The sequence below is a fragment of the Enterococcus sp. AZ196 genome (assembly GCF_050498845.1).
In the GTDB taxonomy this organism is placed as follows: domain Bacteria; phylum Bacillota; class Bacilli; order Lactobacillales; family Enterococcaceae; genus Enterococcus_A; species Enterococcus_A murrayae.
This window is the reverse complement of sequence record NZ_JBIPAM010000001.1, coordinates 2,268,776-2,294,078: the sequence shown is the minus strand read 5'-3', so window position 1 is coordinate 2,294,078 and position 25,303 is coordinate 2,268,776. Positions and strand designations below refer to the sequence as shown.

At 40.8% G+C, this 25,303-nt stretch carries 21 protein-coding genes and 1 riboswitch; of the genes, 16 read left to right on the top strand and 5 right to left on the bottom strand.

The features are described from left to right. The first annotated feature begins 224 nt into the window (after nucleotides 1-224). Nucleotides 225-1,781 carry a ribonuclease Y gene (gene rny, locus IGI67_RS10945; protein WP_207107440.1) on the top strand — a complete coding sequence of 519 codons (1,557 nt, stop codon included), beginning with the start codon at nucleotides 225-227 and terminating at the stop codon, nucleotides 1,779-1,781. A 289-nt stretch (nucleotides 1,782-2,070) separates the two neighbouring features. Next, nucleotides 2,071-4,632 (top strand): bifunctional lysylphosphatidylglycerol flippase/synthetase MprF, encoded by a 2,562-nt coding sequence (gene mprF / locus IGI67_RS10940; protein WP_429957702.1) that lies wholly within the window; start codon nucleotides 2,071-2,073, stop codon nucleotides 4,630-4,632. A gap of 82 nt (nucleotides 4,633-4,714) precedes the next feature. On the opposite strand, the gene IGI67_RS10935 is transcribed toward mprF, so the two are convergent. Further along, nucleotides 4,715-5,119, bottom strand: coding sequence for an Hsp20/alpha crystallin family protein (locus IGI67_RS10935; protein ID WP_207107442.1), 405 nt, complete (start codon nucleotides 5,117-5,119; stop codon nucleotides 4,715-4,717). A 195-nt stretch (nucleotides 5,120-5,314) separates the two neighbouring features. Between IGI67_RS10935 and ispE the strand changes: the two genes are divergently transcribed. The 10 genes from ispE (at nucleotide 5,315) to IGI67_RS10885 (ending at nucleotide 16,111) form a co-directional block, all read left to right on the top strand. After that, complete coding sequence (gene ispE, locus IGI67_RS10930) at nucleotides 5,315-6,166, top strand: 4-(cytidine 5'-diphospho)-2-C-methyl-D-erythritol kinase (RefSeq protein ID WP_429957701.1); 852 nt, start codon at nucleotides 5,315-5,317, stop codon at nucleotides 6,164-6,166. 247 nt (nucleotides 6,167-6,413) lie between these two features. Continuing rightward, entirely contained in the window at nucleotides 6,414-7,382 is a 969-nt protein-coding gene (locus tag IGI67_RS10925) for a metal ABC transporter substrate-binding protein (RefSeq protein WP_429957700.1), read from the top strand. A 31-nt stretch (nucleotides 7,383-7,413) separates the two neighbouring features. Further along, complete coding sequence (locus IGI67_RS10920; protein WP_429957699.1) at nucleotides 7,414-8,094, top strand: metal ABC transporter ATP-binding protein; 681 nt, start codon at nucleotides 7,414-7,416, stop codon at nucleotides 8,092-8,094. Beyond that, complete coding sequence (locus tag IGI67_RS10915; protein WP_207107445.1) at nucleotides 8,067-8,897, top strand: metal ABC transporter permease; 831 nt, start codon at nucleotides 8,067-8,069, stop codon at nucleotides 8,895-8,897. Before IGI67_RS10920 ends, IGI67_RS10915 begins: the two co-directional genes overlap by 28 nt. Nucleotides 8,898-9,134: 237 nt before the next feature. Beyond that, complete coding sequence (gene purR / locus IGI67_RS10910) at nucleotides 9,135-9,953, top strand: pur operon repressor (RefSeq protein WP_088934160.1); 819 nt, start codon at nucleotides 9,135-9,137, stop codon at nucleotides 9,951-9,953. A 355-nt stretch (nucleotides 9,954-10,308) separates the two neighbouring features. Then, entirely contained in the window at nucleotides 10,309-11,676 is a 1,368-nt protein-coding gene (glmU, locus tag IGI67_RS10905; protein WP_207107446.1) for a bifunctional UDP-N-acetylglucosamine diphosphorylase/glucosamine-1-phosphate N-acetyltransferase GlmU, read from the top strand. Between the two features lie 97 nt (nucleotides 11,677-11,773). Beyond that, complete coding sequence (locus IGI67_RS10900; RefSeq protein ID WP_016179446.1) at nucleotides 11,774-12,745, top strand: ribose-phosphate diphosphokinase; 972 nt, start codon at nucleotides 11,774-11,776, stop codon at nucleotides 12,743-12,745. Nucleotides 12,746-12,960: 215 nt separating this feature from the next. After that, entirely contained in the window at nucleotides 12,961-15,162 is a 2,202-nt protein-coding gene (locus IGI67_RS10895; RefSeq protein ID WP_429957698.1) for a hypothetical protein, read from the top strand. A 36-nt stretch (nucleotides 15,163-15,198) separates the two neighbouring features. Next, nucleotides 15,199-15,387: a hypothetical protein gene (locus IGI67_RS10890; RefSeq protein WP_429957697.1), complete on the top strand. Its 189-nt coding sequence runs from the start codon at nucleotides 15,199-15,201 to the stop codon at nucleotides 15,385-15,387. Between the two features lie 4 nt (nucleotides 15,388-15,391). Next, entirely contained in the window at nucleotides 15,392-16,111 is a 720-nt protein-coding gene (locus IGI67_RS10885; RefSeq protein WP_429957696.1) for an ABC transporter ATP-binding protein, read from the top strand. A gap of 894 nt (nucleotides 16,112-17,005) precedes the next feature. Here IGI67_RS10885 and IGI67_RS10880 read toward each other — a convergent pair. Then, a complete protein-coding gene (locus IGI67_RS10880) occupies nucleotides 17,006-18,508 on the bottom strand; it encodes a helix-turn-helix domain-containing protein (protein ID WP_429957695.1) in 1,503 nt (500 codons plus the stop codon). 170 nt (nucleotides 18,509-18,678) lie between these two features. On the opposite strand from IGI67_RS10880, the gene IGI67_RS10875 reads away from it, so the two are divergent. After that, entirely contained in the window at nucleotides 18,679-19,284 is a 606-nt protein-coding gene (locus IGI67_RS10875; RefSeq protein ID WP_429957694.1) for a TMEM175 family protein, read from the top strand. A gap of 31 nt (nucleotides 19,285-19,315) precedes the next feature. Here the strand turns inward: IGI67_RS10875 and IGI67_RS10870 are convergent, their stop codons facing one another. Together IGI67_RS10870 and IGI67_RS10865 are read right to left on the bottom strand one after the other, a co-directional pair. Then, nucleotides 19,316-20,059, bottom strand: a complete 744-nt coding sequence (locus IGI67_RS10870; RefSeq protein ID WP_429957693.1) for an amino acid ABC transporter ATP-binding protein — start codon at nucleotides 20,057-20,059, stop codon at nucleotides 19,316-19,318. A 100-nt stretch (nucleotides 20,060-20,159) separates the two neighbouring features. Beyond that, nucleotides 20,160-21,758 (bottom strand): ABC transporter permease subunit, encoded by a 1,599-nt coding sequence (locus tag IGI67_RS10865; RefSeq protein ID WP_429957692.1) that lies wholly within the window; start codon nucleotides 21,756-21,758, stop codon nucleotides 20,160-20,162. A 125-nt stretch (nucleotides 21,759-21,883) separates the two neighbouring features. Then, nucleotides 21,884-22,057, bottom strand: a riboswitch (Lysine riboswitch). Nucleotides 22,058-22,462: 405 nt separating this feature from the next. On the opposite strand from IGI67_RS10865, the gene IGI67_RS10860 reads away from it, so the two are divergent. From IGI67_RS10860 to IGI67_RS10850, 3 genes are read left to right on the top strand one after another with little or no spacing between them, the layout of a single operon-like run. Then, nucleotides 22,463-23,161 carry an NAD-dependent protein deacylase gene (locus IGI67_RS10860; protein WP_429957691.1) on the top strand — a complete coding sequence of 233 codons (699 nt, stop codon included), beginning with the start codon at nucleotides 22,463-22,465 and terminating at the stop codon, nucleotides 23,159-23,161. Nucleotides 23,162-23,219: 58 nt separating this feature from the next. Further along, complete coding sequence (locus IGI67_RS10855) at nucleotides 23,220-24,053, top strand: chorismate mutase (RefSeq protein ID WP_429957690.1); 834 nt, start codon at nucleotides 23,220-23,222, stop codon at nucleotides 24,051-24,053. A gap of 2 nt (nucleotides 24,054-24,055) precedes the next feature. Further along, a complete protein-coding gene (locus tag IGI67_RS10850; protein ID WP_207107453.1) occupies nucleotides 24,056-24,571 on the top strand; it encodes a transcription repressor NadR in 516 nt (171 codons plus the stop codon). A 155-nt stretch (nucleotides 24,572-24,726) separates the two neighbouring features. Here IGI67_RS10850 and def read toward each other — a convergent pair whose 3' ends face one another. Continuing rightward, nucleotides 24,727-25,290 (bottom strand): peptide deformylase, encoded by a 564-nt coding sequence (gene def / locus IGI67_RS10845; protein WP_207107454.1) that lies wholly within the window; start codon nucleotides 25,288-25,290, stop codon nucleotides 24,727-24,729. Nucleotides 25,291-25,303 lie beyond the last annotated feature (13 nt).

Sequence of the window (25,303 nt, the reverse complement as noted above, 5' to 3'; positions counted from 1 at the left end):
AGCCGCGGGGTCATTAGTGTTTTTTTTCGTGACTTTTCAAAACAAATCAAAGCGCTTTATTAGAGCCGTTGGCAAAAGAGAAATAAAGTTGACACGCTATCAGACAAACATTAGAATAAAGTTGTGTGACTCTCACACATATGCAAGTAGGCATATTGATAATTTGACATTCGTTTATCAAAAAACTACAGATAGGTAAATAAGATAGTACGGAGGTGGATTTAATGTTAGTTCCTATTCTCCTCGCTATCATCGGTTTAATTGTCGGTCTTGGTTTGGGTTTCGTGGCAGCAAAAGCACGCCATGAAAAAGAAATTGATGGGGCACAAAACACAGCTAGAGGGATCATTACGCATGCAAATAAAGAAGCAGAGACCTTAAAGAAAGAAGCTTTGTTGGAAGCCAAGGAAGAAAACCAGCAGTATCGCGCACAAGTTGAAAGTGAGTTGAAAGAAAGCAGACAAGAATTAAAATCGCAAGAAAATCGCTTGCTTCAAAGAGAACAGACTTTAGATCGTAAAGACGACTCTCTCGAGAAGCGTGAGCACTCACTGGAAGAAAAAGAAACAAAAATCAGTGCTAGACAGCAATTAATTGACGAGCGAGAAAAAGATGTAGAACAACTGATTGAAGAACAACAAACAAAATTGGAACAAGTTGCTTCTTTAACGAAAGATGAAGCGAAAGAAGTAATTATGAAGACGACTGAAGAGGAATTGAACCATGAGTTAACTGTGATGGTCAAGGAATCTGAGCAACGTGCGAAAGAAGAAGCCGATCGCAAAGCCAAAAATCTTTTGGCGATGGCTATTCAACGTTGTGGTGCCGATGCTGTTTCTGAAACGACTGTTTCGGTAGTTACGCTGCCAAATGATGAGATGAAAGGTCGCATTATTGGACGTGAAGGCCGTAATATTCGGACATTGGAAACATTGACGGGGATCGATTTGATCATCGATGATACGCCAGAAGCAGTCGTTCTATCCGGCTTTGATCCAATCAGACGGGAAATTGCCCGTATGACGTTAGAGAAATTGATTCAAGATGGTCGGATTCATCCGGCACGGATCGAAGAAATGGTTGAAAAATCTCGCAAAGAAATGGATGAGCGTATTCGTGAATACGGGGAACAGGCAGCCTTTGAAGTGGGCGCCCACACCTTGCATCCAGATTTGATTAAGATTTTAGGGCGGTTACATTTCCGGACCAGCTATGGTCAAAATGTACTGAACCACTCGATCGAAGTGGCCAAACTAACGGGCGTTTTAGCTGCAGAGTTAGGCGAAAATGTTCAATTGGCACAGCGCGCAGGCTTGCTTCATGACATTGGTAAAGCACTCGATCATGAAATCGAAGGCTCTCACGTTGAAATTGGTGCAGAGTTAGCTGCCAAATATCGTGAAAACCCTGTTGTGATCAATGCTATTGCCTCTCACCATGGGGATACAGAAGCAACTTCAGTAATCTCTGTTTTAGTAGCCGCTGCCGATGCAGTGTCAGCCGCTAGACCAGGGGCACGGAGCGAGTCCTTAGAAAACTATATCCGTCGTTTGGAAAACTTGGAAAATATTTCAAATAGTTTTGACGGAGTGGATTCAAGCTTTGCTGTCCAAGCAGGGCGTGAAGTACGTGTCATGGTCAAACCAGAAGAAATCTCTGATTTAGATTCCGTTCGTTTAGTTCGCGACATTCGCCGCAGAATCGAAGATGAATTGGATTATCCAGGACACATCAAAGTGGTCGTTATTCGTGAAACACGAGCAACCGATTATGCAAAATAGTAAAAAGCCTCAGTTTTGAGGCTTTTTATTTTTTCCCTTTTACTCATAATTTTACGGCAACCCTGTAAAAATGACTTCTTGACTTTATGCGAACTGAAAAACGTACTTTCCTGCAATTTGAATACCAGCAATTTTATTATATAGCTTCAATTATTCCATGAAATCATGAAGAATTGCGTCAAAATTATAACAAATATATTTTTAAGGGAATCATAATTTTAAAAGGATAGCTTCAAAACAAGAATTCATTTAAAATAGAGTACAAGAAAAGAAAGAATGGAGTAGAAGGATGACGACTATCAGTCGCTGGTTCAAACGCTATGCTACCTTACTCAAGATTATCTTCTTTGGGATCGTCTTATTTTTTGTCGCGAATCAGGTAAAAAATATCGCCCATGGAATGAGTTGGCAAACCGTTTGGCAAACGATCAAACAACAGGATCAGGTTTCATTATTAAGTATGTTTGGGATCGGCCTATGCGGCGTTCTGCCCATGCTTTTGTATGATCACGTGGCAATTACGACGCTGGAAACAGCGGGACGTTCACGAGTGAATCGCAAAGAATGGCTGGTCTCGGCTTGGACCACCAATACAATCAATAACTTAGCCGGCTTTGGCGGGGTCGTCGGAGTGAGTCTGCGCTCAAGCTTTTATGGCAAAGGGATGGAGAAGAAAAAGGTTTTAGCCGTTATCTCTAAAATTGCTATTTTCATGCTGGCAGGACTGTCCATTATGGCCTTTATCACCTCTTTAGATCTGTTTTTCTTTCGAACGCAGAATCCGTTCGTTCGATACCGACTTTGGCTATTGATTGGCGGAGCTTTTGCACCGATTTTGTTCGGCTTTGTCTATGCCCGCCGTCGGACGATTTTTAAAGAATTTCGAATGAAGCAAATTTTTGAACTATACTTAGCTTCATTAGGCCAATGGCTTGGGGCCTTAGCAGTTTTCTTAACAGTTGGTTATCTCATGGGGGTGCGGTTAAATATTGGAGAAGTATACCCAATGTTTGTGATCGCAACGGGCTTAGGGATGCTGACGATGGTGCCAGGAGGTGCAGGGACCTTCGATGTCATGATGATTTTAGGGTTAGGACACCTCGGTCTGAATCAAAGCACCGCAGTTGTCTGGATCTTATTTTATCGGATATTCTATTATCTAGTTCCGTTTGTCACAGGGATCGTGATCTTTTTGACCAATACCAGTGTCAAAATGAACCGTTACTTTGATAATTTACCGCGGCTGCTTTCACAAAAACTGGCTCATGTGATCATGGTCAGTGCAGTATATTTTGCGGGAATTATGATGATTTTGCTATCGACATTGACGAATTTGTCAAATATCAGTCGATTGTTTCAAGTATTGCTGCCATTCTCATTTGATTTCTTGGATCAGACGCTGAATTTGTTGATCGGATTCTTGCTGCTGGGCTTTGCCCGGGGAATCTCGCAGAAGGTAAAACGGGCATTCTGGCCGACAATTTTATTGCTGATCTTCGGGATTATCAATACAGTCGCTCGAACGGCATCCGTTCGTTTGATTGTGGTTTACTTGGTGATTTTACTGATCGTTTGGATGTCTCGCAAAGAATTCTATCGGGAACGTTTTATTTATTCTTGGGGTGGATTGGTTTTTGACGGTATTTTGTTCGGTCTGCTGTTCATCTTCTATGCAGTGGCCGGCTATCACAGTGGGCAAATTTGGAGTACGGAACGTTTGTCGACGAAGTATTTTGCTTTTCCGTCAGAGGAGATTTGGTTTTCCGGCTTAATCGGATTGATTTTATCGATTTTGTGTTTAGCCATTCTCTATCAATATTTGACACAAAGCGAGACTAAAATTGGAGCGGCATGGGATGAAAAACGATTCAATTATCTGATTAATCGTTATGGTGGTACACCGGCCAGCCACTATTTACGAGTGTCAGGCTATCAATATTTCTATTATCAAGAAAATGGCAATGATCAAATTGTCTTTGGGTTTCAAACGAGAGCCAATAAGTGTTTTGTTTTAGGAGATCCCGTGGGAAATCCTGAAAAATGGCAAGCGGCAACTTTTGCTTTTATGGAGCATGCCGATAAGCTTGGGTATCAGTTAGCGTTTTATAAGATATCGGAAGAGTACGTACTCCTTTTACATGATTTAGGTTTCCATTTTGATAAGATCGGTGAAACGGGCGTGACAGACTTCACTCAGCATAAGTTGGATGTTTTTTCGGACCGCTTTGAGTTTAAAAGACTGACCAATGAAGGCTATCAGTTTATCTATTTTGAGAAGCTGCCGGAAGAGGTCTTTGACGAGCTGGAGGAAATTTCCGATGAATGGTTGAATGGAGAAAAAGAGAAGTGTTTCTCTGTGGGACGTTTTGATCGCGCTTATATCGAAACTAGTAATGTTGGAATCGCTCGTGATCCGCAGAATCGAATTGTTGGTTTTATTACAGAGCAGCCGGTTGATCAGGAAAAAGCCTCCTTTGATCTGTTACGTTTTCGAAATGATGTACCTAACGAATTGCCGACCTTTTTGAAATTGCATTTAATGGATGAGCTGAAAAAGCAGGGTTATGGTGAAGTCTATCAAGGCATGGCACCGTTAGCGAAGGTTGGTGAAACCTCCTTTGCCTTTTTAGGGGAACGAATCATGAACTTGATTTATAAATATGGACATTCAATCTATGCCTTTCAGCAGGTAGCAGAAGAAAAAACGGTTTATGTCGATCATTGGCGTCCGAGATACTTTGCTTATATGAAGGACAGCAGCTTCGTGTTCTCTGCTTTGCAGCTATTATTGTTGATTGGCCGAGGAAAGAATAAAGGGGTAACCATTTCAGAAGAGATGATCGAAGTATAAAAGAATGAACAAATTGAACCGACCGCCAAAGGTTAGACAAACCATCTAACTTTTGGCGGTCGGTATTTTTTCTATTCTGGTCTTAATCGATCGTGATCGATTTGCCATTTTTTTCTTCATACTCTGTTTTAGGCAGTTTTAAAGTAAGTACGCCATTTTCAAATTTTGCGTTGATTTCTTCTTCAACAATATCCTTGACGACAAATTGACGGTGGTAAGCACTGCTGGAACGCTCTCTGCGGACAAAGCGGCCATCATTTTTGACTTCATTTTCAGCTGTGTGCTCGGCATCGATTGAAAGAATGTCATTGTTGTAATGAACGGAAATTTCTGATTTTTCAAATCCAGGAAGATCTGCTTTTACTTCATAATGATCATCTAAATCGCGAATATCTACACTCATTTTCCGATCGTCCCAAAACGTGTTCATCAGCTTGCCAACTAAATCTTCTCCATCTAGCCAATCGTTTTTCGGTAGTAGATTCATATCGTTTCCTCCTAATTCGTAATGAATACTTTTCTGACAACACATAAATTCGCTGCGGCATCTCCTAATCTCATGGTAAAGCCTCGGGAGGAATTATTCAACTAATTTGGGGTGCCTATGCTAGAATGAATTATCTATACATTTAGGATGGGCTATGATAGAATCGTCTAGTGAAAAATTTGAACGGGTGAGAAAATGGAAATTATGGAGAAAGCCCCAGCAAAAATCAACTTGGGCCTCGACATTTTAGGCAAACGACCGGATGGCTTGCATGAGCTGGCGATGGTTATGGCGAGCATCGATCTAGCGGATCGTTTGTATTTGGAAGAGATTCCAGAAGATAAAATCATTATTGAGACCAACAAGGCTTTTTTACCCACGGATAAAAAGAACCATGTTTATGAGGCGCTGGATTTGGTCAAGGAGCGCTTTGATATAAAAAAAGGACTGCGGGTCAAAATCCATAAAGAGATTCCTGTGGCGGCAGGATTAGGCGGAGGCTCGACGGATTCTGCGGCAGCACTGCGAGCAGTGAATCGCTTATGGGACTTAGGTCTGTCGATTGAAGAAATAGCCAGCTTAGGTGCGGAAGTCGGCTCGGATGTTCCTTATTGTGTATATGGACAAACATCATTAGTTGAAGGTTTTGGAGAAAAGGTCACGCCGATCGCTCCGATGCCGCAATGCTGGGTCGTGGTAGTGAAACCGAAAATGAGTGTTTCAACACGGACGATTTTTGCTCAAATCGTGATGGAGGATTTATATCATCCTGATATTGCTGCACTTGTGTCGGCGATCGAAGAAAATGATTATCAGAGAATGACAGAAAATTTAGGCAACTCAATGGAAGTTGTGACGATTAGGAAGCATCCGGTTATCCAACAGCTGAAGGATCGTATGCTGAAGTATGGTGCTGATGCCGCAATGATGAGCGGCAGCGGTCCGACAGTTTATGCCCTGTGTCGGAAATATTCGCGAGCAAAGCATGTGTTTAATGCGTTGAAGGGTTTTTGCGATGAAGTCTATCTCGTTCGTACGTTAAAATAGATCTCAAGGGGTCTATTTTTTTTGCTTTTCGGAAAATTTTAACTATCAGACAATATAAAATAACATAAGAAAAGAAATGAATCGGATACAGGTCCCGCTTTTCATATGAATGACAGGTCATTTATTTTACGATTTAACAGGATTACTCGGGTGTAAATCGTAATTTTTACGTTTTGTGTTGACGGATAGAAAAACATCTGTTAAATTAAATCTTGTCTTAAAAAGAGAAGAGAAGGTGTTTTAATAGATGAAGATGCAAAAAGGACTGCTTTTAATAGGAACTGTGTTACTATCAGTTTTACTGACTGCTTGTGGCAGCGAAGAGAAAAAAGAAGTCTCATCTGATAAAAAAATTCAGGTGATGACAACCTTTTACCCGATGTATGAGTTCACCAAGCAAGTGGTTGGGGACAAAGGCGATGTGGAATTGCTGATCCCTGCAGGTACGGAGCCGCATGATTTTGAGCCGTCAGCTAAAGACTTAGCTAAAATTTCAGATTCGGATGTATTTGTTTATAATAGTCCAGAGCTGGAAACATGGACGGATAATTTGACGGACACCATTGATACGAAAAAAACAGCCATCATTCAAGCTTCTAAAAGCATTACTTTGATGGATGGCGCTGATCATGACCATGAGGAAGCTCATGATGACCATGATGCAAAGGAACACGAAGAGCACGAGCATGACCACGATTTAGATCCTCATGTGTGGCTGGATCCTGTTTTAGCAATCAAGGAAGTTGAAGCGATTCGGGATCAGTTAAGCAAGAAGTATCCAGCGGATAAAGCGTCATTTGAAAAAAATGCGGCAAGTTATATTGATGAGCTGAAAACATTGGACAAAGACTATCAAACGGCATTTATGGATGCGAAGAACAAAACATTTGTGACACAGCATGCGGCTTTTGGCTATTTAGCTAAGCAATATGGGTTAACACAAGAAGCGATCGCAGGAATTTCGCCAGATCAGGAGCCCTCTCCTAGTCGTTTGAGCGAGTTGAAGCATTATGTGGATGATCATCAGGTCAAAGTGATTTATTTTGAAGAGAATGCCTCATCTAAAGTTGCCGAAACATTGTCTAAAGAGACGGGTGTAAAGCTGGAAGTGTTGAACCCGTTAGAAAGCTTGACGGAAAAACAAATCAAAAACGGTGAAGATTATGTTTCTGTGATGCGAGAAAATTTAGAGGCTTTGAAGGAAAGTATTCATTAGTAGGAGAATTATTTTAAAAGGAGAGACGAAAATGTCGTATATCGAGGTGGAAGACCTCTCATTCTATTATGACAACGAACCAGTTTTGGAAAATGTGTCCTATCATGTTGATCCGGGGGAGTTTGTCATTTTGACTGGAGAAAATGGTGCCGCAAAATCGACATTGATCAAAGCGACATTAGGTTTATTAAAGCCCAGTAGCGGGAAAGTCACGATTGCAAAGAAGAATGCTCAAGGGAAAAAATTGAGTATCGGTTATATCCCGCAGCAAGTGGCCTCTTTTAATGCTGGTTTTCCCAGCACTGTTCTGGAGTTAGTAGAGTCTGGACGTTATCCGCAGGGGAAATGGTTTAAAAAACTTTCTTCACGAGACCACGAGCATGTACAGAAGGCTTTGGAATCGGTGGACATGTGGAACATGCGCCATAAAAAAGTTGGCGAGTTGTCTGGCGGACAAAAGCAACGAATCAGTCTGGCTCGTTTATTTGCAAAAGATCCAGATTTGTTGATTTTAGATGAACCAACCACCGGGATGGATGAAAAATCTCGGAATGATTTTTATGAGTTGCTGCGTCATAGTGCACACGCACACGACAAAAGTATTTTGATGATCACTCATGATCATGAGGATACCAAAAAATATATCGATCGGCATATCCGATTGGTGCGAAAGGAGAATTCCAAATGGCGTTGCTTTCATATGAGTTCATGAGACGTGCCTTCCTAGCGGCTATTTTTATTGCTGGAATTGCGCCGATGCTGGGGGTGTTTTTGGTCATTCGTCGTCAATCACTGATGGCGGATACGCTGTCCCACGTTTCATTAGCCGGAGTAGCGCTGGGCTTCTTCTTAAATTTGAATCCGACTGGCACCACATTGCTGGTCGTTGTAGCTGCGGCAGTTATTATGGAATATTTACAGAATATGTACAGCTCTTATTCGGAAATATCTATTGCGATTTTGATGGCAGCGGGCTTGGCAGTAGCATTGGTTTTAATGAGTTTAGCACCGGGAAGCTCGGCAGTCAGCATCCAATCTTATCTTTTTGGATCAATCGTAACGATTACATGGGAGCAGGTCATTTTTCTAGGAATATTGTTTGTTTTAGTTGGCGTTCTGTTTTTACTATTTAAACGTCCGATGTATGTTTTGACCTTTGATGAAGATATTGCGGCTGTAGACGGTTTGCCGATCCGCACGATGTCGATGATTTTCAATGTTGTGACAGGGGTGGCGATCGCTATTATGATTCCGATCGCGGGAGCTTTGCTGATCTCGGCGATTATGGTGCTGCCAGCGGCGATTGGGATGCGCGTGGGAAAAAGCTTCAACATCGTGATTCTAGTCAGCGTCCTCGTTGGGTTCGTTGGAATGATCGGCGGACTGACTGGTTCGTATTATTTAGATACACCGCCAGGGGCAACGATTACGCTAGGCTTCATTTTATTGTTCCTAATCCTTAATGGCATTCGGCAATTACGGATCATGATTCAGCGAAAACAGCAGCAGAAATAGAGGAAAGCGAAAGCTTTTCCTCTTTTTTTGTGGAATAATTAATAAATTCCGAACTTTTCGACTTTAAAACGAGAAAATGCTCGAATTTTATTGGTTAAACCCTTATAATGGGAAACGATAAATCAGAATAGGCAGTCGTGTGCTCTTTCTTTATGGAAGCAGGACATGAATACGCGTTGAGAATCAAAATTTTTTTCATCGAGAAAAAAATATTAAAACGAAATAGGAGTGAATTACGTGAAAGTGCGTCGAAGCGAACGATTAATCGACATGACACAATATTTGTTGGATCATCCACATGACTTGATTCCATTGACTTTTTTTGCGGCCAGATATGGTTCGGCAAAATCTTCTATCAGTGAAGATTTAGCCATTGTAAAGAAAACCTTCAAAGAACGAGGAACAGGGTTCTTAGAAACAATTCCAGGTGCAGCAGGCGGTGTTGTTTTTACACCGAGCATTACGGATGAGGAAGCGCAGGAATACATTGGCTCTTTAGCTGAGCGTTTGTCAGAGGAAGATCGTTTATTGCCTGGAGGTTACGTGTATCTGTCTGATATGTTAGGGCAACCAGACTTGCTGCGTAAAGTCGGTCGTATTATTGCTGCTCAATATTTGGATAAGAAAGTCGATGCAGTTATGACTGTTGCAACAAAAGGGGTGCCGATCGCCCAAGCAGTCTCATATTATTTAAACGCACCATTTGTGATTGTCCGCCGGGATTCGAAAATCACGGAAGGATCAACTGTCAGTGTAAATTACGTTTCCGGTTCTTCTGAACGTATTGAAAAAATGGAATTATCAAAACGCAGTTTGAAGCGCGGTTCGAAAGTTTTGATCGTGGATGACTTCATGAAGGGCGGCGGGACCGTCAATGGTATGAAGAGTTTGATTGAAGAATTTGAAGCAGAGCTTGTGGGAATCACTGTTTTTGCAGAATCTAAGTTCAAAGGCGAACGTGCCATCGATGACTATAATTCATTGTTGTTTGTGCAGGATGTTGACACCAGCACGAAGACTATCACGGTCGTACCAGGCAACTGCTTTGATAAATAGCTGCTAGAAATGCTAAGCTGTTTGGGCTCTCCAGTTTTTTTATGGAGGGTCTGACGGACTAGCCTTTTTTGCGTCGGGCTAGTAAAATAGTATGAGTGTTTAAAAATTAATAGAAATTTCAGTGCTTATTAAAACGAAATAGGATGTCAGCTCCACTTTTATCTTAGTATATTAGTGGAATGAGATGCGGAATGAAAACCGAGATAATTTTTTTAAATTATTTCATTATTATGAATGAGGATATCAGTTCTACGTTATACTTTCAGCATAATTAGTGGAATGATATGCGTGTTGAGGATCAGACTCATTTTTTAAGAAAAATGAATACATTAAAACGAAATAGGAGTGACTTCTTTTGGAAAATCGTTATGCGATTATTTTAGCAGCGGGTAAGGGAACTCGCATGAAATCAAAATTATACAAGGTCTTGCATCCAGTAGCGGGAAAACCGATGGTGGAGCATATTATTGAACGTGTGGTTGAAACACAGCCAACTGAGATCGTAACGATCGTGGGTCATGGCGCGGAAATGGTTAAAGAGCAGTTAGGTGAACGCAGTCAATACGCTCTGCAGGCAGAACAACTAGGTACGGGTCATGCGGTTATGCAGGCGGCAGAATTTTTAAAAGGCAAAGAAGGAACCACTTTGGTTATCAGCGGGGACACGCCTTTGCTTACGACTCAAACGTTGAATAATCTTTTTGATTACCATCAAGGGAAAAAGGCAAGTGCGACGATTTTGACAGCTCATGCAGAAGACCCAACAGGCTACGGGCGTATCCTGCGAGATCATGTCGGCATCGTAGAAAAAATCGTTGAACAAAAAGATGCGACGCCAGAGGAAGCTCGTACTCAAGAAATCAATACGGGAACTTATTGCTTCGATAATAAACAGCTATTTGCAGCGCTGGAAAAAATCGGTACCAACAACGCGCAAGGGGAATACTATCTAACGGATATCGTTGAAATATTAAAGAACGAAGATCAAACGGTCGCTGCCTATCAAACAGAGGACTTTGAAGAATCATTAGGTGTAAATGATCGTATTGCTTTAGCGAATGCGAATGGGATTATGCGTCGTCGGATCAATCGCCAACATATGGTCAATGGTGTGACCTTTATTGATCCGGCAACTACGTATATAGATGCCGGAATCGAGATCGGTTCAGATACGATCATCGAGCCGGGTGTGCAAATTCAAGGAAAGACTGTAATCGGTTCGGATTGTATTATCGGCGCACACTCAAAAATCGTCGACAGCACGATAGAAGACAATGTAGAAATCAAAGCTTCCGTCTTAGAAGAATGTATTGTTCGTAAAAATGCAGATGTTGGCCCTAATGCCCATTTGCGTCCGCAGGCAGACATCGGTGCGAATGCGCATATCGGGAATTACGTAGAAGTCAAAAAGGCGACGATCGGTGAAAATACCAAAGTCGGTCACTTGACTTACGTTGGCGATGCGACGCTTGGAAAAGATATCAATGTTGGCTGCGGTGTTGTTTTTGTTAACTATGACGGCAAGAACAAACATCATACTAATGTAGGTGATCATGTCTTTATCGGTTCAGGGACAAATATCATCGCACCAGTCACTATCGCAGATCATAGCGTCACAGCAGCCGGTTCGACGATTACGGATGATATCGCTGAAGGAGATATGGCGATTGCTCGTGCCCGTCAGGTGAATAAAGCAGGATATGCAAATCGTTTGCCATTTTAAGGGAATTCTCTTGATTTCTTAAATGGAAATGACTAGTATTTTATTTGAAATGGTATATAATCGGTAACGTATGCTTAAAAAGAAAGTGGAGGTCCCCATGTCGAAACACTATTTTGATCCAAGATTGAAAATTTTTGCTTTGAACTCAAATCGTCCCTTAGCTGAGAAAATCGCTGAAGAAGTCGGTGTTGAACTAGGAAAAAGTTCAGTTACCCAATTTAGCGATGGTGAAATTCAAGTAAATATTGAAGAAAGTATTCGCGGCTGTCATGTCTATGTCGTTCAGTCAACAAGTAGTCCGGTAAATGATAATTTAATGGAACTTTTGATTATGATCGATGCTTTGAAACGTGCGAGTGCAAAAACAATCAATGTCGTAATGCCTTATTACGGGTATGCCCGTCAGGACCGTAAAGCGCGTGCACGGGAACCAATTACTGCTAAACTTGTTGCTAACATGATCGAAAAAGCTGGCGCAACACGTCTATTGACGTTAGATCTTCATGCTTCTCAAATCCAAGGATTCTTTGATATCCCTGTGGATCACTTAATGGGCGCGCCATTGATCGCTGATTACTTCTTAGAAAAAGGGATTTGCGGCGACGATGTCGTGGTTGTTTCACCAGACCATGGTGGGGTAACACGTGCGCGTAAATTAGCCGAATTCTTGAAAGCACCGATCGCGATCATCGACAAACGTCGTCCGAAAGCGAATGTTGCCGAAGTAATGAATATCATTGGGAAAGTCGATGGGAAGACATGTGTCATTATCGATGACATGATCGACACAGCTGGTACGATTACACTAGCTGCAAATGCATTAAAAGAAGCTGGTGCGAAACAAGTATACGCTTCATGTACGCATCCTGTATTATCCGGTCCGGCAATGCAGCGGATCCAAGATTCAGCGATCGAACATTTAGTTGTAACAGATTCAATCTACTTATCTGATGAACGCAAGATCGATAAAATCGACGAAATCAGTGTTGGTGAATTAATGGGGGATGCGATCAAACGTATCCATGAAAACAAACCAGTCAGCCCGTTGTTTGAAACACATAAAAAATAATTTTACTTACTAGGCATCCTTAAATAGGATGCCTTTTTTTCAGCGCAACTTCTCGCAAATTAGAAAAAACTATAAACATAAGAAAATGCGCTTCTTCTCACGTTATCTTATTTTTGAAGATAATTTAATGGATCAAAAAATTTGGAATAAACGCTTTCACGAGAACTTCCTTCTGATATGATAATAAGTGTAAAAGTCTGTCTGAGGAGGGTATCATGCAAAAGAGAATGGATCGAATTACCATGGCTGCGGGCTATGGAGTTTTAATAATTGCTTCATTTTTAAAAATAATCGGCGGTGTCAATCAGCGCTTCAGCTTACTTGAGGTCTGGATTCGTAGTCTCATCAGCGGGAATTTTTTACATTTCTGGCAAAACGAGTTTTCTTCTGGGATTGGCGTTTTAGTGGGTACGGGAATATTTCTGATATTGGCACTGCTCTATATCCTTGATGCCGTTTTGACCACTCGTCATCGAAGCGTCTCTTTTTTACAATCAGTTAAAGTAGCATGGTTGTATTTCACGATGTTCTTTTACTTCATTTTCATTCAATTCTATTCTAGCAGTATCTGGCTTGTTTTAATCTTGATTTTGGGTGCACTGGAATTTCTTTTGAATCGATATTTAGAAGATAAAATTGAGCGGGATCGAAAATATGCAGAGCTGCAAAAAATCGAAAAATCCTATAATGAAGATCGCAAACGACGATTAGCCTTTCCGGGAAAATATCCGTCGGCGTTTCACCAGATGATTCGTAGGAATTTTCGCTCTCATCAAAAGAATTATTTGCTGCTGATAGTTGCCAATGCACTGGTCTTTTTTACACTAGTAATTCTTTTTTTTACCTATAAGGAATTTAGTGGAACCCATACGCAGGATTCCATCCTTGATAGGACGGGGCTTTTGCGGATTTTTATTGAGTCAGGCGGCGTTCTATTGCTATTGCTGCTATTATTTTTGGCCTTTATGGATGGCTTATATGTTGATTTTAAAGCGAAGCACATGGAATTATTTATTCAGCTAGGCATTCGAAAAAAGACCTTTTTGGCGATGCTTTTAGAAGAATTTAGTTTTTGTGCATTAGCGGGTATCCTGATTGGCGGAACACTTAGTTTACTGATTGCCAGAGAACTATCTGGCTTTGGCTGGGCATTTTTACTGTATGTCGGTCTGTTGACACTGGCAATGTCCTTTCATCAGGAGAAAATATTACGCCTGATCCAGTTTGAACCGCGAGAGCAGGCAAAGCCGGATCGGCCGAACCAACGATGGACACTACTGTTTCTATTAGTAGGCTTGATTGCACTAGCTATTACTTTTTGGTGGTTCCACCGTCGAAAATCAGCGGAGACATTATTAGTGGTAGGATCACTGGTCGTTGCTTTATGGGGACTATTTCTAGGCGGAGGCGGACTCTATGTTAAATACAAGCGTGGAAAAATCAGTCTATTGCTTTCACGCAATGATTTATTTTACCGATTCCATAAAAGTATGAATAGTTTAATAGTAGCGACGCTATTACAGGTATTAACAATCGGCTTCTTTTTACCACGCTTAGTGACCTTTCAACAAACGTCGGTATCCGATTTGTTTCCTTATGAAGTAGTCGCAAAGGTCAAACAGCCGGAGGTTCAGCAGGTAGAAGCAATCTTGAATCAGAACGAAGCAGCGTGGGAAAAATATCCTTTCTATCCAGTAACATCTGTCGATGGCGATCCTGAATGGGAAGCGTTCGGAACTAGTCGACCTGTCATGTTTATACAAGGACAGCATATCGGTATTTCGGAGACGTCGTACCAGCAGCTGCGACAAGCAAATAAACTTGCGAAACACCCGCTGCATTTAAAAAAAGGACAATGGCATGTGGTTTATCAGCAATCGATCAGTATTCGCGGACAACCGATCGATTGGGATCCCCAAAGCACGCGACCGCGCCTAAGGGTCGGTACACCACTGGAAAGTTACAACACAGCAAATGTTGATTTGATTTTTCCGATGCGCAATATAAAAAGTCAAGAACGTTTAGTCTTAACTGGTATGTTTCAACGAGGATTGCAGGAAAATATTCTTGTTTTAGCAGATGAAGAATTTAGAGAACTCGCCAAGAAGGAAAGTCCTCGTCAATTATTCTTGGTTAATGGCGTCCAAAAAAATAGTAATTCGTTGAGCTTCTTGAAGAAGAGCTATGTAGACGATAAGCGATGGGATTCAACAATCGAGCCGATATACGAAAAAAAACAACGTGAAGATAATGTCGTTACGGAGAATTATTTGCAGATTTTACTACTGATTTTTACGTTAATTGTATGCATTTTTATGAGTGTTGGGCTGTTGGTAGCAAAATTCGAGAGCGAGCAGGCCAGTTTGATCGCTCGAAGGAGACTATTGGATCAATTAGGAATGCCGGAAAAAGAGTAGCGAAGGGTTTTAAAACAGCAGGTGGGTCTCTTTACGTTGCTGCCGATAGTCGCTGGGTTTCTGCTGAGTGCTGGCTTTATTGGAACTATGGGGATGCTGCGATTCTTCTCGAGGCAGGAATGGCTGGAATTTAGCCGCTTCTTCCTAATGGATTACAGTATTTATTTATTAGGCTGGCTGGTTATCGCAAGCTTGATCTATCGCAGAATTGAAAAGTGGAGGTAAGTAAATGGAGCCAATCATCACAGCCGCGGCTATTACTAAAAATTATGGGCGGCAAGAAGTACTCAAGGGAATTGATCTGACTATCAATTATGGAGATTTCACTTGTATCATGGGGCGCTCTGGTTGTGGAAAGACCACGTTACTAAAAATTTTAGGTCTGATGCATCCGCCAACTACAGGAGAGGTAGTATTTGAGAACCGAGTGACGCATAAACTTTTTCCCGATGAGATATCTGATATACGCAGACGAAAAATTGGCTTCGTGTTTCAGGATTTTAATTTGATGGAGAGTATTACTGTGAGAGAGAATATTCTGTTGCCTGCGATTTTGGATAAACAGGATACCGTAAAAGCAGAAGAACGGATGACACCGTTTTTCCAAGTTTTGCGAATCGAGCATTTGCTGGACAAATTGCCGCATGAATTATCCGTAGGGGAAAAACAGCGAGCGGCAATTTGCCGAGCACTTATGAATGAGCCGCAAATTATTTTGGCAGATGAACCAACGGGAAATTTAGACAGCAACGCTGGAGCAGAGGTAATCAACATATTTCAGCAGATCAATCAGGACTTAGGAATCACGATCGTAATGATCACTCATGACAGCAAAGTAGCTCAGGCCGCTAAAGATGTCATCTTTTTGAAGGACGGGCAAATCTATGATCGACTATTGAATGTTGTCGGATCAGAGGCTCGGATTGCTGAAAAAATGCTGGAAGTGTAATTTGCATATATTTAAAAAGAAGCGTCCGAAAAAACGGACGCTTCTTTGCTGTAAACATATGGGAGTGAAAGAGAAACTTCAAGCGTGCTCAATCTAATAATTAAAACAGTGCCATTAGCAAAAAAAAGAGCTCATCGGTGGGTGGCCGATGAGCAAAGGAGTTAAAAAATGAAAAAGTGTTAGGGTTGTTTGTTGGTATGCTTATATAATAGCAACGAGTTGTGAATTATTTGTGAATGAAGCTTGGCATAAAATTAAAGAAAGTAGGTTGAAAAAAAGATTAAGTATATTTATTTCTTTATAAACAAAAAGGAGCTCACCGGTGGGTGGCCGATGAGCAAAGGAGTTAAAAAATGAAAAAGTGTTAGGGTTGTTTGTTGGTATACATATATAATAGCAACTAGTTGTGAAAAAAGTGTGAACGATGGTTGTTCAGAAATTAAAAAATCTATAAAGAAAGTGGAACGCAATTAACTTGACAAAAATATTATATTTATTTCCTTATAAACAAAAAGGAGCTCACCGGTGGGTGGCCGATGAGCAAAGGAGTTAAAAAATGAAAAAGTGTTAGGGTTGTTTGTTGGTATGCTTATATAATAGCAACTACTTATGAATAAAATGTGATGAAAGACTAGCGAAACCATTAATTTTATAAGAAATAAAGCTCATCTATCGATATATTAATAAAAGAATTTATTCGGAGAAAGTCGAATAAAACGCTTGATTGCCGCAAATTAGTGAAATTAAAGACCTAATAATTATATAATATCAAGTAAATTTTAAACGTGAACTGCTGACAGAAAATACCAAGCAGAATGGTATCGGCAAAAAAGGCTTAATCACTAAAGAAAAAATCTCCCAAAAAACATGGCATCATGTCCTTGGGAGATTTTACTATTCATACACGCGATTTTTCTTATCGTAAATGTTCCGTAATTCCAGGTATAGCGGAATCAGCTCATTTTTCGTGTATGGGAAGTCCAATTGATACAATTGAATATGCGGCTTTTCTTTTTTCAGCAACGAAGACGAACTGATGATTAAATCATAATCATCCTTCAAGGACACATCATAAGGTTCAGCATCGATAAAGCGCAGATCTTCCAAGAAGCGATATAAATCACGGACGAAGATGGCATTGTGTTCCAAGGCGATCCCGACTTTCAAATTATTCGCATATGGAAATTGGTTGAAGTAAGGCAATAACAATCGCTTAAAGGCTCGCGTAAGCATCGGATGTACAGAACCAATAAAGCTGTATTGCGGGTTATCTTTTGCCATTTGCATAAAGTTTTGGATATTTTGAAATAAAATATATTCACCGCGCGTTTGTTTTTCATTGGGATCCATCACCAATTCGATCATACTTGGGAATGGTTGCCGGAAAATAAAGTAGCCGAAGGTAATATTCAATAAATTCGCAATAACTAACGGATCATCCATCATTTCAGGACGATCAGGAAACAGCGCCTTTTTCGCGAAATTACGAAATTCTGTAACAAAATCATTGACTGGATTTGGCCGGGCATTAAAGTCGTGAATTGTTTGTTTCATACTCTGATCATCACGAATCGTATAGAAAGGTGAATAGTGAGCTAACAAATAAATGAAGCTAGATTCGCCTTTTAACTGACGGGTCGTCATAGGAACATCGACTAAATCACGCAATGAAGTAAAGTCGTAGTAAGGATTGTCCTTCATTAAGAAATTGTAGCGCGGGTCGTATTTGACAAATTTCTTGTTATTGACACGGATCATATCAATCGAAGTAAATAATTTGATTTCTTGGGTTCCAAAGTACGTTCGTGACAACGGGAAATATTCTTTGTATGTATCAACGATTTGATTCAACTGATGCTGATCAACATTTAATGGGCATTCAATTCCACGGGTTCCAAGCCATAAAAGATCAAACAATGCTAAACGAATCAAGCGTTCATCTCCAGACATTCCGGCCTCTGTATAAGTAAAGCGGATGTTGAAGCGTTTTAAATGTCTTTTCAACTTATCGATCTTACGAGAAACTGTGGAGCGGCTCACAAAATATTTCTCACAAAATTGTTCGATTGTTGGATTTTCTTCATTTAGGAAGTATAGGATAAACTGAAACGGCACCGCTTGCTGCAATAGGTGATACCGATATTCATCAACGGTAGCGTTGAGATTTTCTAGATTTACCTTTCCGGCACGCATCATGATTGTTTCGTGATTTGGCCGAATTTCTGCCAATTCTTGATCTATTTCATTCAACTCAATGACACTTTGCTGATAATTTAAATCTAAATCTTCTGACAATTGACTGATTGCTAGTATTTTTTTTGATGTTTGATTTAGGTATTTAAAGATATTAAAACGCAAGAGGAGCGACGCATCAAACATAAGTTCCTCATATAACATCTGTTTTCCTCCTTTATTAAATTAATTTATTAATCTGAATTTTTTTAAGCATATTTCTTCTATATTGTACTTTATTTACAAAAACCTGTCAGTTATTAACCAGTAAAAAGTGAGTAAAATTATATAGGGAAAAACAATTTTCATGCTATTCTAAGAAAGAAGGTGAAAAAATGACAAAGTCACGTTTGGAAGCATTTACAGATGGTGTAGTTGCTATTGTATTGACCGTTCTCGTGCTGGATATTCAAATACCTGACGAGCCATCTCTGGCGTCATTGCTGAGTATCACGAATACATTAATTGCCTATGTGGTGAGCTTCATTTTTGTCGCTGTGATCTGGGTGAATCATCACCGAATGATGCAGATGTCAGAAAAAATCAATTATCGTGTTATTTGGGCAAATATTTTTTGGTTATTTTGGCTAACATTATGCCCTGCGGTGACGAGTTGGGTGGGTCGTAATCCTGACCATTTTTGGCCGGAATTTTCTTATGTGCTAGTTTACATGATGTGGAGTTTTTCATATGGTGTTTTATCGAAACAGCTGATCAAAGCGAATGAGCCTGATAGTCATGTGGCAAAGGTTTTAAGGCGTGACCAACGCAGCAAGCTATCAATAATTATTAACCTAGCTGTTTTAGGCGGAGTTTTTCTTTTTCCGCCCATTGGAATCTTTGGCCGGTTTTTAGTTTCCGGTATCTGGGTCGTTTCTTATCGTAGGGCTGACCAATACTATCAAAAAATATTTGGCAAAAAAAATCGCGGCAGAAGTTAAGAGCTTCTGCCGCTTTTTTGGTGTATAAGTTTTAAGGTTCTGGATGTAATACTCGATGCAAGAATTCTTTTGTTCGAGCTTCTTTCGGGTGTACAAAGATATCTTCTGGTGTTCCTTGTTCTGCGATGACTCCTTTATCCATGAAGATGACACGATCAGAGACTTCCTTCGCAAAAGCCATCTCATGTGTCACAATCACCATCGTCAGACCGCTTCCCGCTAATTTTTTCATGATCTGCAGCACGTCGCCGACCATTTCGGGATCAAGGGCGGATGTCGGCTCATCAAACAGCATGACTTCTGGATTCATTGATAAGGCACGAGCGATAGCGACCCGCTGTTTCTGTCCTCCAGAAAGCTGTGCTGGTTTGGCATCAATGAAGCGTGCCATGCCAACTTTTTCCAAATTTTCTAACGCAACTTTGCGGGCTTCCTCTTCCTTCCTGCCTAAAACTGTTACTTGACCGCTCATACAGTTTTGCAAAACGTTCATGTTGTTGAAGAGGTTGAAGGATTGGAAAACCATTCCTAAATGGGTACGATATTTTGGTAAATTATAGCCCGGCGCTAAAACATTCTCACCTAGATACATGATTTTTCCATCTGTTGGAGTTTCCAATAAATTGATGCAACGCAGAAAAGTGGATTTACCAGAGCCAGACGCACCAATAATGGTCACGACTTCTCCTTTGTTGACATTCATGCTGATATCTTTTAAGACGAGGTTATCGCCAAAGCTCTTTTTCAAATGTTCGATTTCAATGATACTGCTCATAATGATCCTCCTTATTTCTATTAGTGGGACTGGCAAAGCAGAACGAGTTCGTTTCGCTTTTCTTGCGGTTTGACTTCACGAGTTCGTTCAGCCTTTCTTACTATTTATCTTCACCAACTGCTACGTCTACATCATCTAAGCGGACATATGCCGAAGGACCGTCCATTTTCTTTTCAACAGCTCGTAAGATACGCGTTGCTGTGAAGGTTAAGATGAAATAGATCACACAGATGATGAAGTAGGTTTGGAAGAACATGTAGTTCGTTCCGGCAGCTGATTTCCCTTGGAAGAACAATTCAGAAACAGAGATGATACTCAATACCGAAGTATCTTTGATATTGATGACTAACTCATTTCCGGTCGCCGGCAAAATGTTTCGTAAGACCTGCGGTAGTACGACTTTACGCATTGTTTGACCATGAGTCATCCCAATTGCGTGAGCAGCTTCGAATTGCCCTTGGTCGACAGCGAAGATTCCCCCACGGACGATTTCTGACATATAAGCACCAGTATTGATTGATACGATGAATAGAGCAGCAGCTGTACGATTCAGATCGATGCCGAAAGCCATGGCGATCCCATAATAGATTACGGCTGATTGAACAATCATTGGTGTTCCACGGAAAATCTCGATGTAAGCATTTAACAGCCAACCAAACACTTTTTGCAGTCCGCGTTTTGCGCTATTGTCCGACTCAGGAATCGTTCGAAAGACACCGACTAATAAGCCAATCAATGTACCAACAGTGGTACCCACGATTGCAAGCAGCAATGTCATACCTGTACCACGCAGAAACATCGAACCGTTTTGCTTCAAGATACGAACAAATACATTTTCTTTTTTACCTGAAGAGTTTTGTGTTTCATCTGTAGCTGGTTGATCTTTGATGGCTTGATCCATGACTTCAACCCGATCGTCTTGTGAAATGCCAGCTAGGATCTGATTGACTTGCGCCATTTCAGGATCTCCTTTGCGCATCCCAACAGAAACTTGAACATCTTCCGGATTGGTTTGGAAGCCGTCCGCTTTGTCGAATTCCACCATTTTCAAATCAGGGTTTACACTTTCTGCAGTCACACCCTCAGGTCGTTCGCTAACGTACCCATCGATTGTTCCAGATTCCAAAGCGACACGCATCGCCGGGAAATTATCCATGGCTTCCTGTTTTTTTACGTCAGGGATTTGAGGAATGACATCATAATGGAAAGTACTCAACTGGGCAGTGATTTTTGCACCAGCAAAATCTTTGATTGAAGTAGCCTTGGCGTAATCAGTATCTTTACGGGTGACGATGACTAATTGTGATTCGTAATAAGGGTCAGAAAAATCGACCTCTTTACGTCGTTCAGCCGTCGGTGACATGCCGGCAATAATAGCGTCGATCTTGCCAGATTGTAGGGCAGGCAGTAAACCATCCCATTCAGTTTTAACAACAACTAATTTCCGATTCATTTTATCGGCGATTTTTTTCGCCATCTGGACGTCGTAGCCGCCAGCATAAGCCTTGTCGCCTTGGATTCTTACTGCGCCGTTTCGGTCATCTTTTTGAGTCCAGTTGAAAGGAGCATAGCCCGCTTCCATACCGACACGTAATTCTCCTTCAGGTGTTTTTTCGTCTGCCCGAGTGACTAATGGGGCTCCTAGAAATGAAATAAATAATGCGATGAGTGCGATAACTGAAAATTTTCTTCTATTCATAATTTCTCCCTTTCTTGAAATCACGAGATTGGGTAGGGGATGTTTTTAAAAATCTACAACAAAAAAAGCCGCCGATTCGTATATAAGGCCGCTTGCAGATAATAAGAAGATGATGTTCCCTCTCACAAAAACATAGCGCAACTTAGCATCACTGCTAAGACAGTCCGCAAGTTATTCGCTTGCGTCCCAACATACAAAATAAAGAGAATTCTGTACATTTCGGCGAAACTTCCTAGTCCTACTTCGACGTGTCTCTACACTCCATAGGGTTAATAAGGTTCGCGACCTCTACCTCATTGTCCTGAGGCATCTCGTATTCAGTTATTATGTTTCACAGTCTAAAGCCTAAAAATGAAAAAGTCAATGGAAATCATTTGGAACGAACAAAAAAGACGATTGTTTTTTTATTTCGCGTAGATTTATTTGTTTAAATGGACAAAAAAGTTCGGTAAATAATTTTTCTTTTGGAAAAGAGCTTCTTTTCGTTTTTCCTAAATGTTTCAACTGAAAAAGTGAATGGCTAATGATACGATTAAGTCTTGTCATTATCCGATAAACAACTCTTCGGTACAATCGATTTGATTTTTGAAACGTAAATTGTAGTGAAGTAAATATGGATAGGGTCCCCTCAGTATAGTTAACTGGGGGAACTCTTTTTATTTTCCCTTGCATTTATACTATACTAATTCTTGAGGTGACAAAAAATGGAAATCACGATTGATCAAGCGGTAAAAATGATTCAGCAAAGTAAAAGAATAACCTTTTTAACAGGGGCAGGAGTCTCTACTCCTTCGGGGGTACCAGACTATCGTTCGTTACAAGGTATCTACCATGGAATTGAAGCGCCGGAATACTTACTGAGCAGCGAGTGTCTTGTTCGTGAACCAGAGAAATTTTATCAGTTTGTCAAACATTTATACCACGAGGAAGCTCAACCGAATAGTATTCATCAAGCAATGGCGCAGATGGAAAAAAGAAAAGATGTCTGGGTGGTTTCGCAAAATATTGACGGTTTGCACACAGCAGCAGGAAGTCGTCAACTAGTGGATTTTCACGGTTCTCTTTACGATTGTTATTGCCGCAAGTGTCAGCAATCCGTAGCATGGACAGATTATTTACAAAGCGATCGCCACAAAGTTTGCGGCGGACAAATTCGTCCAAATATTGTTTTGTATGGCGAGGGCTTTGAAAAGACAGTCATCCAGCAGGCGATTACGGCGGTAAGAAATGCGGAGCTTGTAGTTATTGTCGGGACAAGCTTCCAAGTTCATCCATTTTGTGATTTAATTTATGAAAAACACGAAGATGCGAAAGTATTAGTAATCAATCAAACACCAATCCAATTAACCAGTACGTATGATTTTGTACAGGCGGATGGAACGGTAGTTTTTGAAAAGGTGTAAAGATGGCAGCTTATGAAAATCAAAAGAATCTATTTATTTTAAACTAGGGGGAAAAGGTGTGGAGTTGACTGAAAAAGAAAAAATGATTGCTGGCAAATTATATTTTGCAGGAGATCCTGAATTGGTAGCAGATCGCAAAGATGCGCGTGTAAAATTACGAGCAATCAATCAAGAATCGGATAAGAAAAAAAGAGAAGTGATTGTAAAGGAAGCATTTGGCGGAACTAAAAACCGTGTATATGTGGAGCCGACAATTTCTTTTGATTATGGCTATAACATTTTTGTAGGAGAAAACTTCTATTGTAATTTTCACAATGTCTTTTTAGATATCTGTCCGATTACTATCGGAGATAATTGCTTATTTGGACCGAGTGTTCAACTATACACGGCGAGTCATCCATTAGAGCCAGGCAAACGCAATAGTGGACAAGAATTGGGCAAACCAATTACCATTGGCAATAATGTTTGGATCGGCGGTTCATCGGTTGTGGTTCCTGGAGTAACTCTGGGTGATAATGTTGTTGTGGCGGCTGGATCGGTAGTGACAAAATCGTTTCCGGCTAATGTCGTGGTCGGCGGAAATCCCGCACGGATCATTAAGACGATTGAGGACGAGAATGAAAAGGATAAGCTCACTCAAGCACGGGAAAAAATTGATACAATCGACCAAGAAATCGTTGCACTGTTAGAAAAACGCATGGCAGCAGTGAATGAAGTGACTGCCTACAAAGCACAAACGAAGAAAGCTGTTTTGGATACTAGCCGTGAAGAGCGTGTTTTGGAGAATGTCGCGAGTTTAGTGAAAGATGAAAATTATCGCGAAACAATTGTAGAGACATTCAAAGATATTATGAAACAGTCACGGAACTATCAAGAAGGGCGGTTGAAATAATTATGATCGATGGTGAAAGACGCAAAGCTGAGATTCTCGCAGCACTGCAGCAGGCGGAAAAACCCATCAGCGCGACAAGCTTTGCTAAAGAATTTGGCGTGAGTCGTCAGATTGTGGTTGGTGATGTCGCTTTATTACGAGCAGCAGGTGAGGATATCATCGCAACTGCGCGCGGATATTTACTGGAGCGTGAGTCAGAGAAATTATTTAGTAAAATTGCCGTACAACATGCACCTGAACAAACGGAAGAAGAACTGCGTACGATTATTGAACATGGCGGTGAGGTCGTTGATGTAATAGTGGAGCATCCCTTATATGGGGAATTAGTCGGCGGACTGCATTTGGCGACTGAACAAGATGTTGATCGATTCATTAAAGAAGCCAATGGATCGCGGGTGACGCTCTTATCTGAGTTGACAGGAGGCATTCATCTTCACACGATCGCATATGAGACATTGGATGATTTATTAGAAATCAAACACGCTCTTTCAGAAAAAGGTATATTATATGAAGAATAAACGCTAAACTAAAAAAGAAAAAACACACGAAAGAACTAACTTCTTATTAAAAGCAGCATAAAAAAATAAAAGCCGAACAATCCTATTTCTATCGATTCCGATAGTACATGGTCGTTCGGCTTTTATTAAGTATTTTTTAGATCAATCATTTTGATCTACTCAATGACTAACACGCCATCTTTCAAATGTAAGGGGTTCTTTTCATCAATATGATCATAGAACATAATGCCGTTGATATGATCAATCTCATGTTGTACGACGATTGCGTTATAATTTTTCAACCGAATCTTATGTTTTTCGCCTTCCGAGTCAAAATAAGAAACAGTGATGCGCGCAGCACGAACCACGTAGCCTGGTACTTCGCGATCGACTGACAGACAGCCTTCGCCTTCACCTAAACAAGCTTCTTGAACTGAGTGGCTCAAAATTTTCGGATTATACATGACGGTACTGATGCCGTTCTCCGGTTTTTCTGGGTCAACGCTAGGAACGTGAACCGCGATAATCCGTTTTGAGATATCTAATTGGGGAGCCGCTAAACCAACTCCGCCTCGTAGATTTAATTCTTCTGCCTTCACAGGGTCTTGACTATTTTTAAGAAACTGCAACATTTCTTTGCCAAGCTCCACATCTTCAGCAGTTGGAGGAATCGGGACTTCTTTGGCGACAGCTCGCAAAGTCGGATGGCCTTCCCGAATAATATCATCCATTGTGATCATTAAAAAATCTCCT

Coding starts and splice junctions, on each gene's coding strand:
- rny (WP_207107440.1), top strand. CDS start 225: ATGTTAGTTCCTATTCTCCTCGCTATCATCGGTTTAATTGTCGGTCTT.
- mprF (WP_429957702.1), top strand. CDS start 2,071: ATGACGACTATCAGTCGCTGGTTCAAACGCTATGCTACCTTACTCAAG.
- IGI67_RS10935 (WP_207107442.1), bottom strand. CDS start 5,119: ATGAATCTACTACCGAAAAACGATTGGCTAGATGGAGAAGATTTAGTT.
- ispE (WP_429957701.1), top strand. CDS start 5,315: ATGGAAATTATGGAGAAAGCCCCAGCAAAAATCAACTTGGGCCTCGAC.
- IGI67_RS10925 (WP_429957700.1), top strand. CDS start 6,414: ATGAAGATGCAAAAAGGACTGCTTTTAATAGGAACTGTGTTACTATCA.
- IGI67_RS10920 (WP_429957699.1), top strand. CDS start 7,414: ATGTCGTATATCGAGGTGGAAGACCTCTCATTCTATTATGACAACGAA.
- IGI67_RS10915 (WP_207107445.1), top strand. CDS start 8,067: ATGGCGTTGCTTTCATATGAGTTCATGAGACGTGCCTTCCTAGCGGCT.
- IGI67_RS10900 (WP_016179446.1), top strand. CDS start 11,774: ATGTCGAAACACTATTTTGATCCAAGATTGAAAATTTTTGCTTTGAAC.
- IGI67_RS10895 (WP_429957698.1), top strand. CDS start 12,961: ATGCAAAAGAGAATGGATCGAATTACCATGGCTGCGGGCTATGGAGTT.
- IGI67_RS10885 (WP_429957696.1), top strand. CDS start 15,392: ATGGAGCCAATCATCACAGCCGCGGCTATTACTAAAAATTATGGGCGG.
- IGI67_RS10880 (WP_429957695.1), bottom strand. CDS start 18,508: ATGTTATATGAGGAACTTATGTTTGATGCGTCGCTCCTCTTGCGTTTT.
- IGI67_RS10875 (WP_429957694.1), top strand. CDS start 18,679: ATGACAAAGTCACGTTTGGAAGCATTTACAGATGGTGTAGTTGCTATT.
- IGI67_RS10870 (WP_429957693.1), bottom strand. CDS start 20,059: ATGAGCAGTATCATTGAAATCGAACATTTGAAAAAGAGCTTTGGCGAT.
- IGI67_RS10865 (WP_429957692.1), bottom strand. CDS start 21,758: ATGAATAGAAGAAAATTTTCAGTTATCGCACTCATCGCATTATTTATT.
- IGI67_RS10860 (WP_429957691.1), top strand. CDS start 22,463: ATGGAAATCACGATTGATCAAGCGGTAAAAATGATTCAGCAAAGTAAA.
- IGI67_RS10850 (WP_207107453.1), top strand. CDS start 24,056: ATGATCGATGGTGAAAGACGCAAAGCTGAGATTCTCGCAGCACTGCAG.
- def (WP_207107454.1), bottom strand. CDS start 25,290: ATGATCACAATGGATGATATTATTCGGGAAGGCCATCCGACTTTGCGA.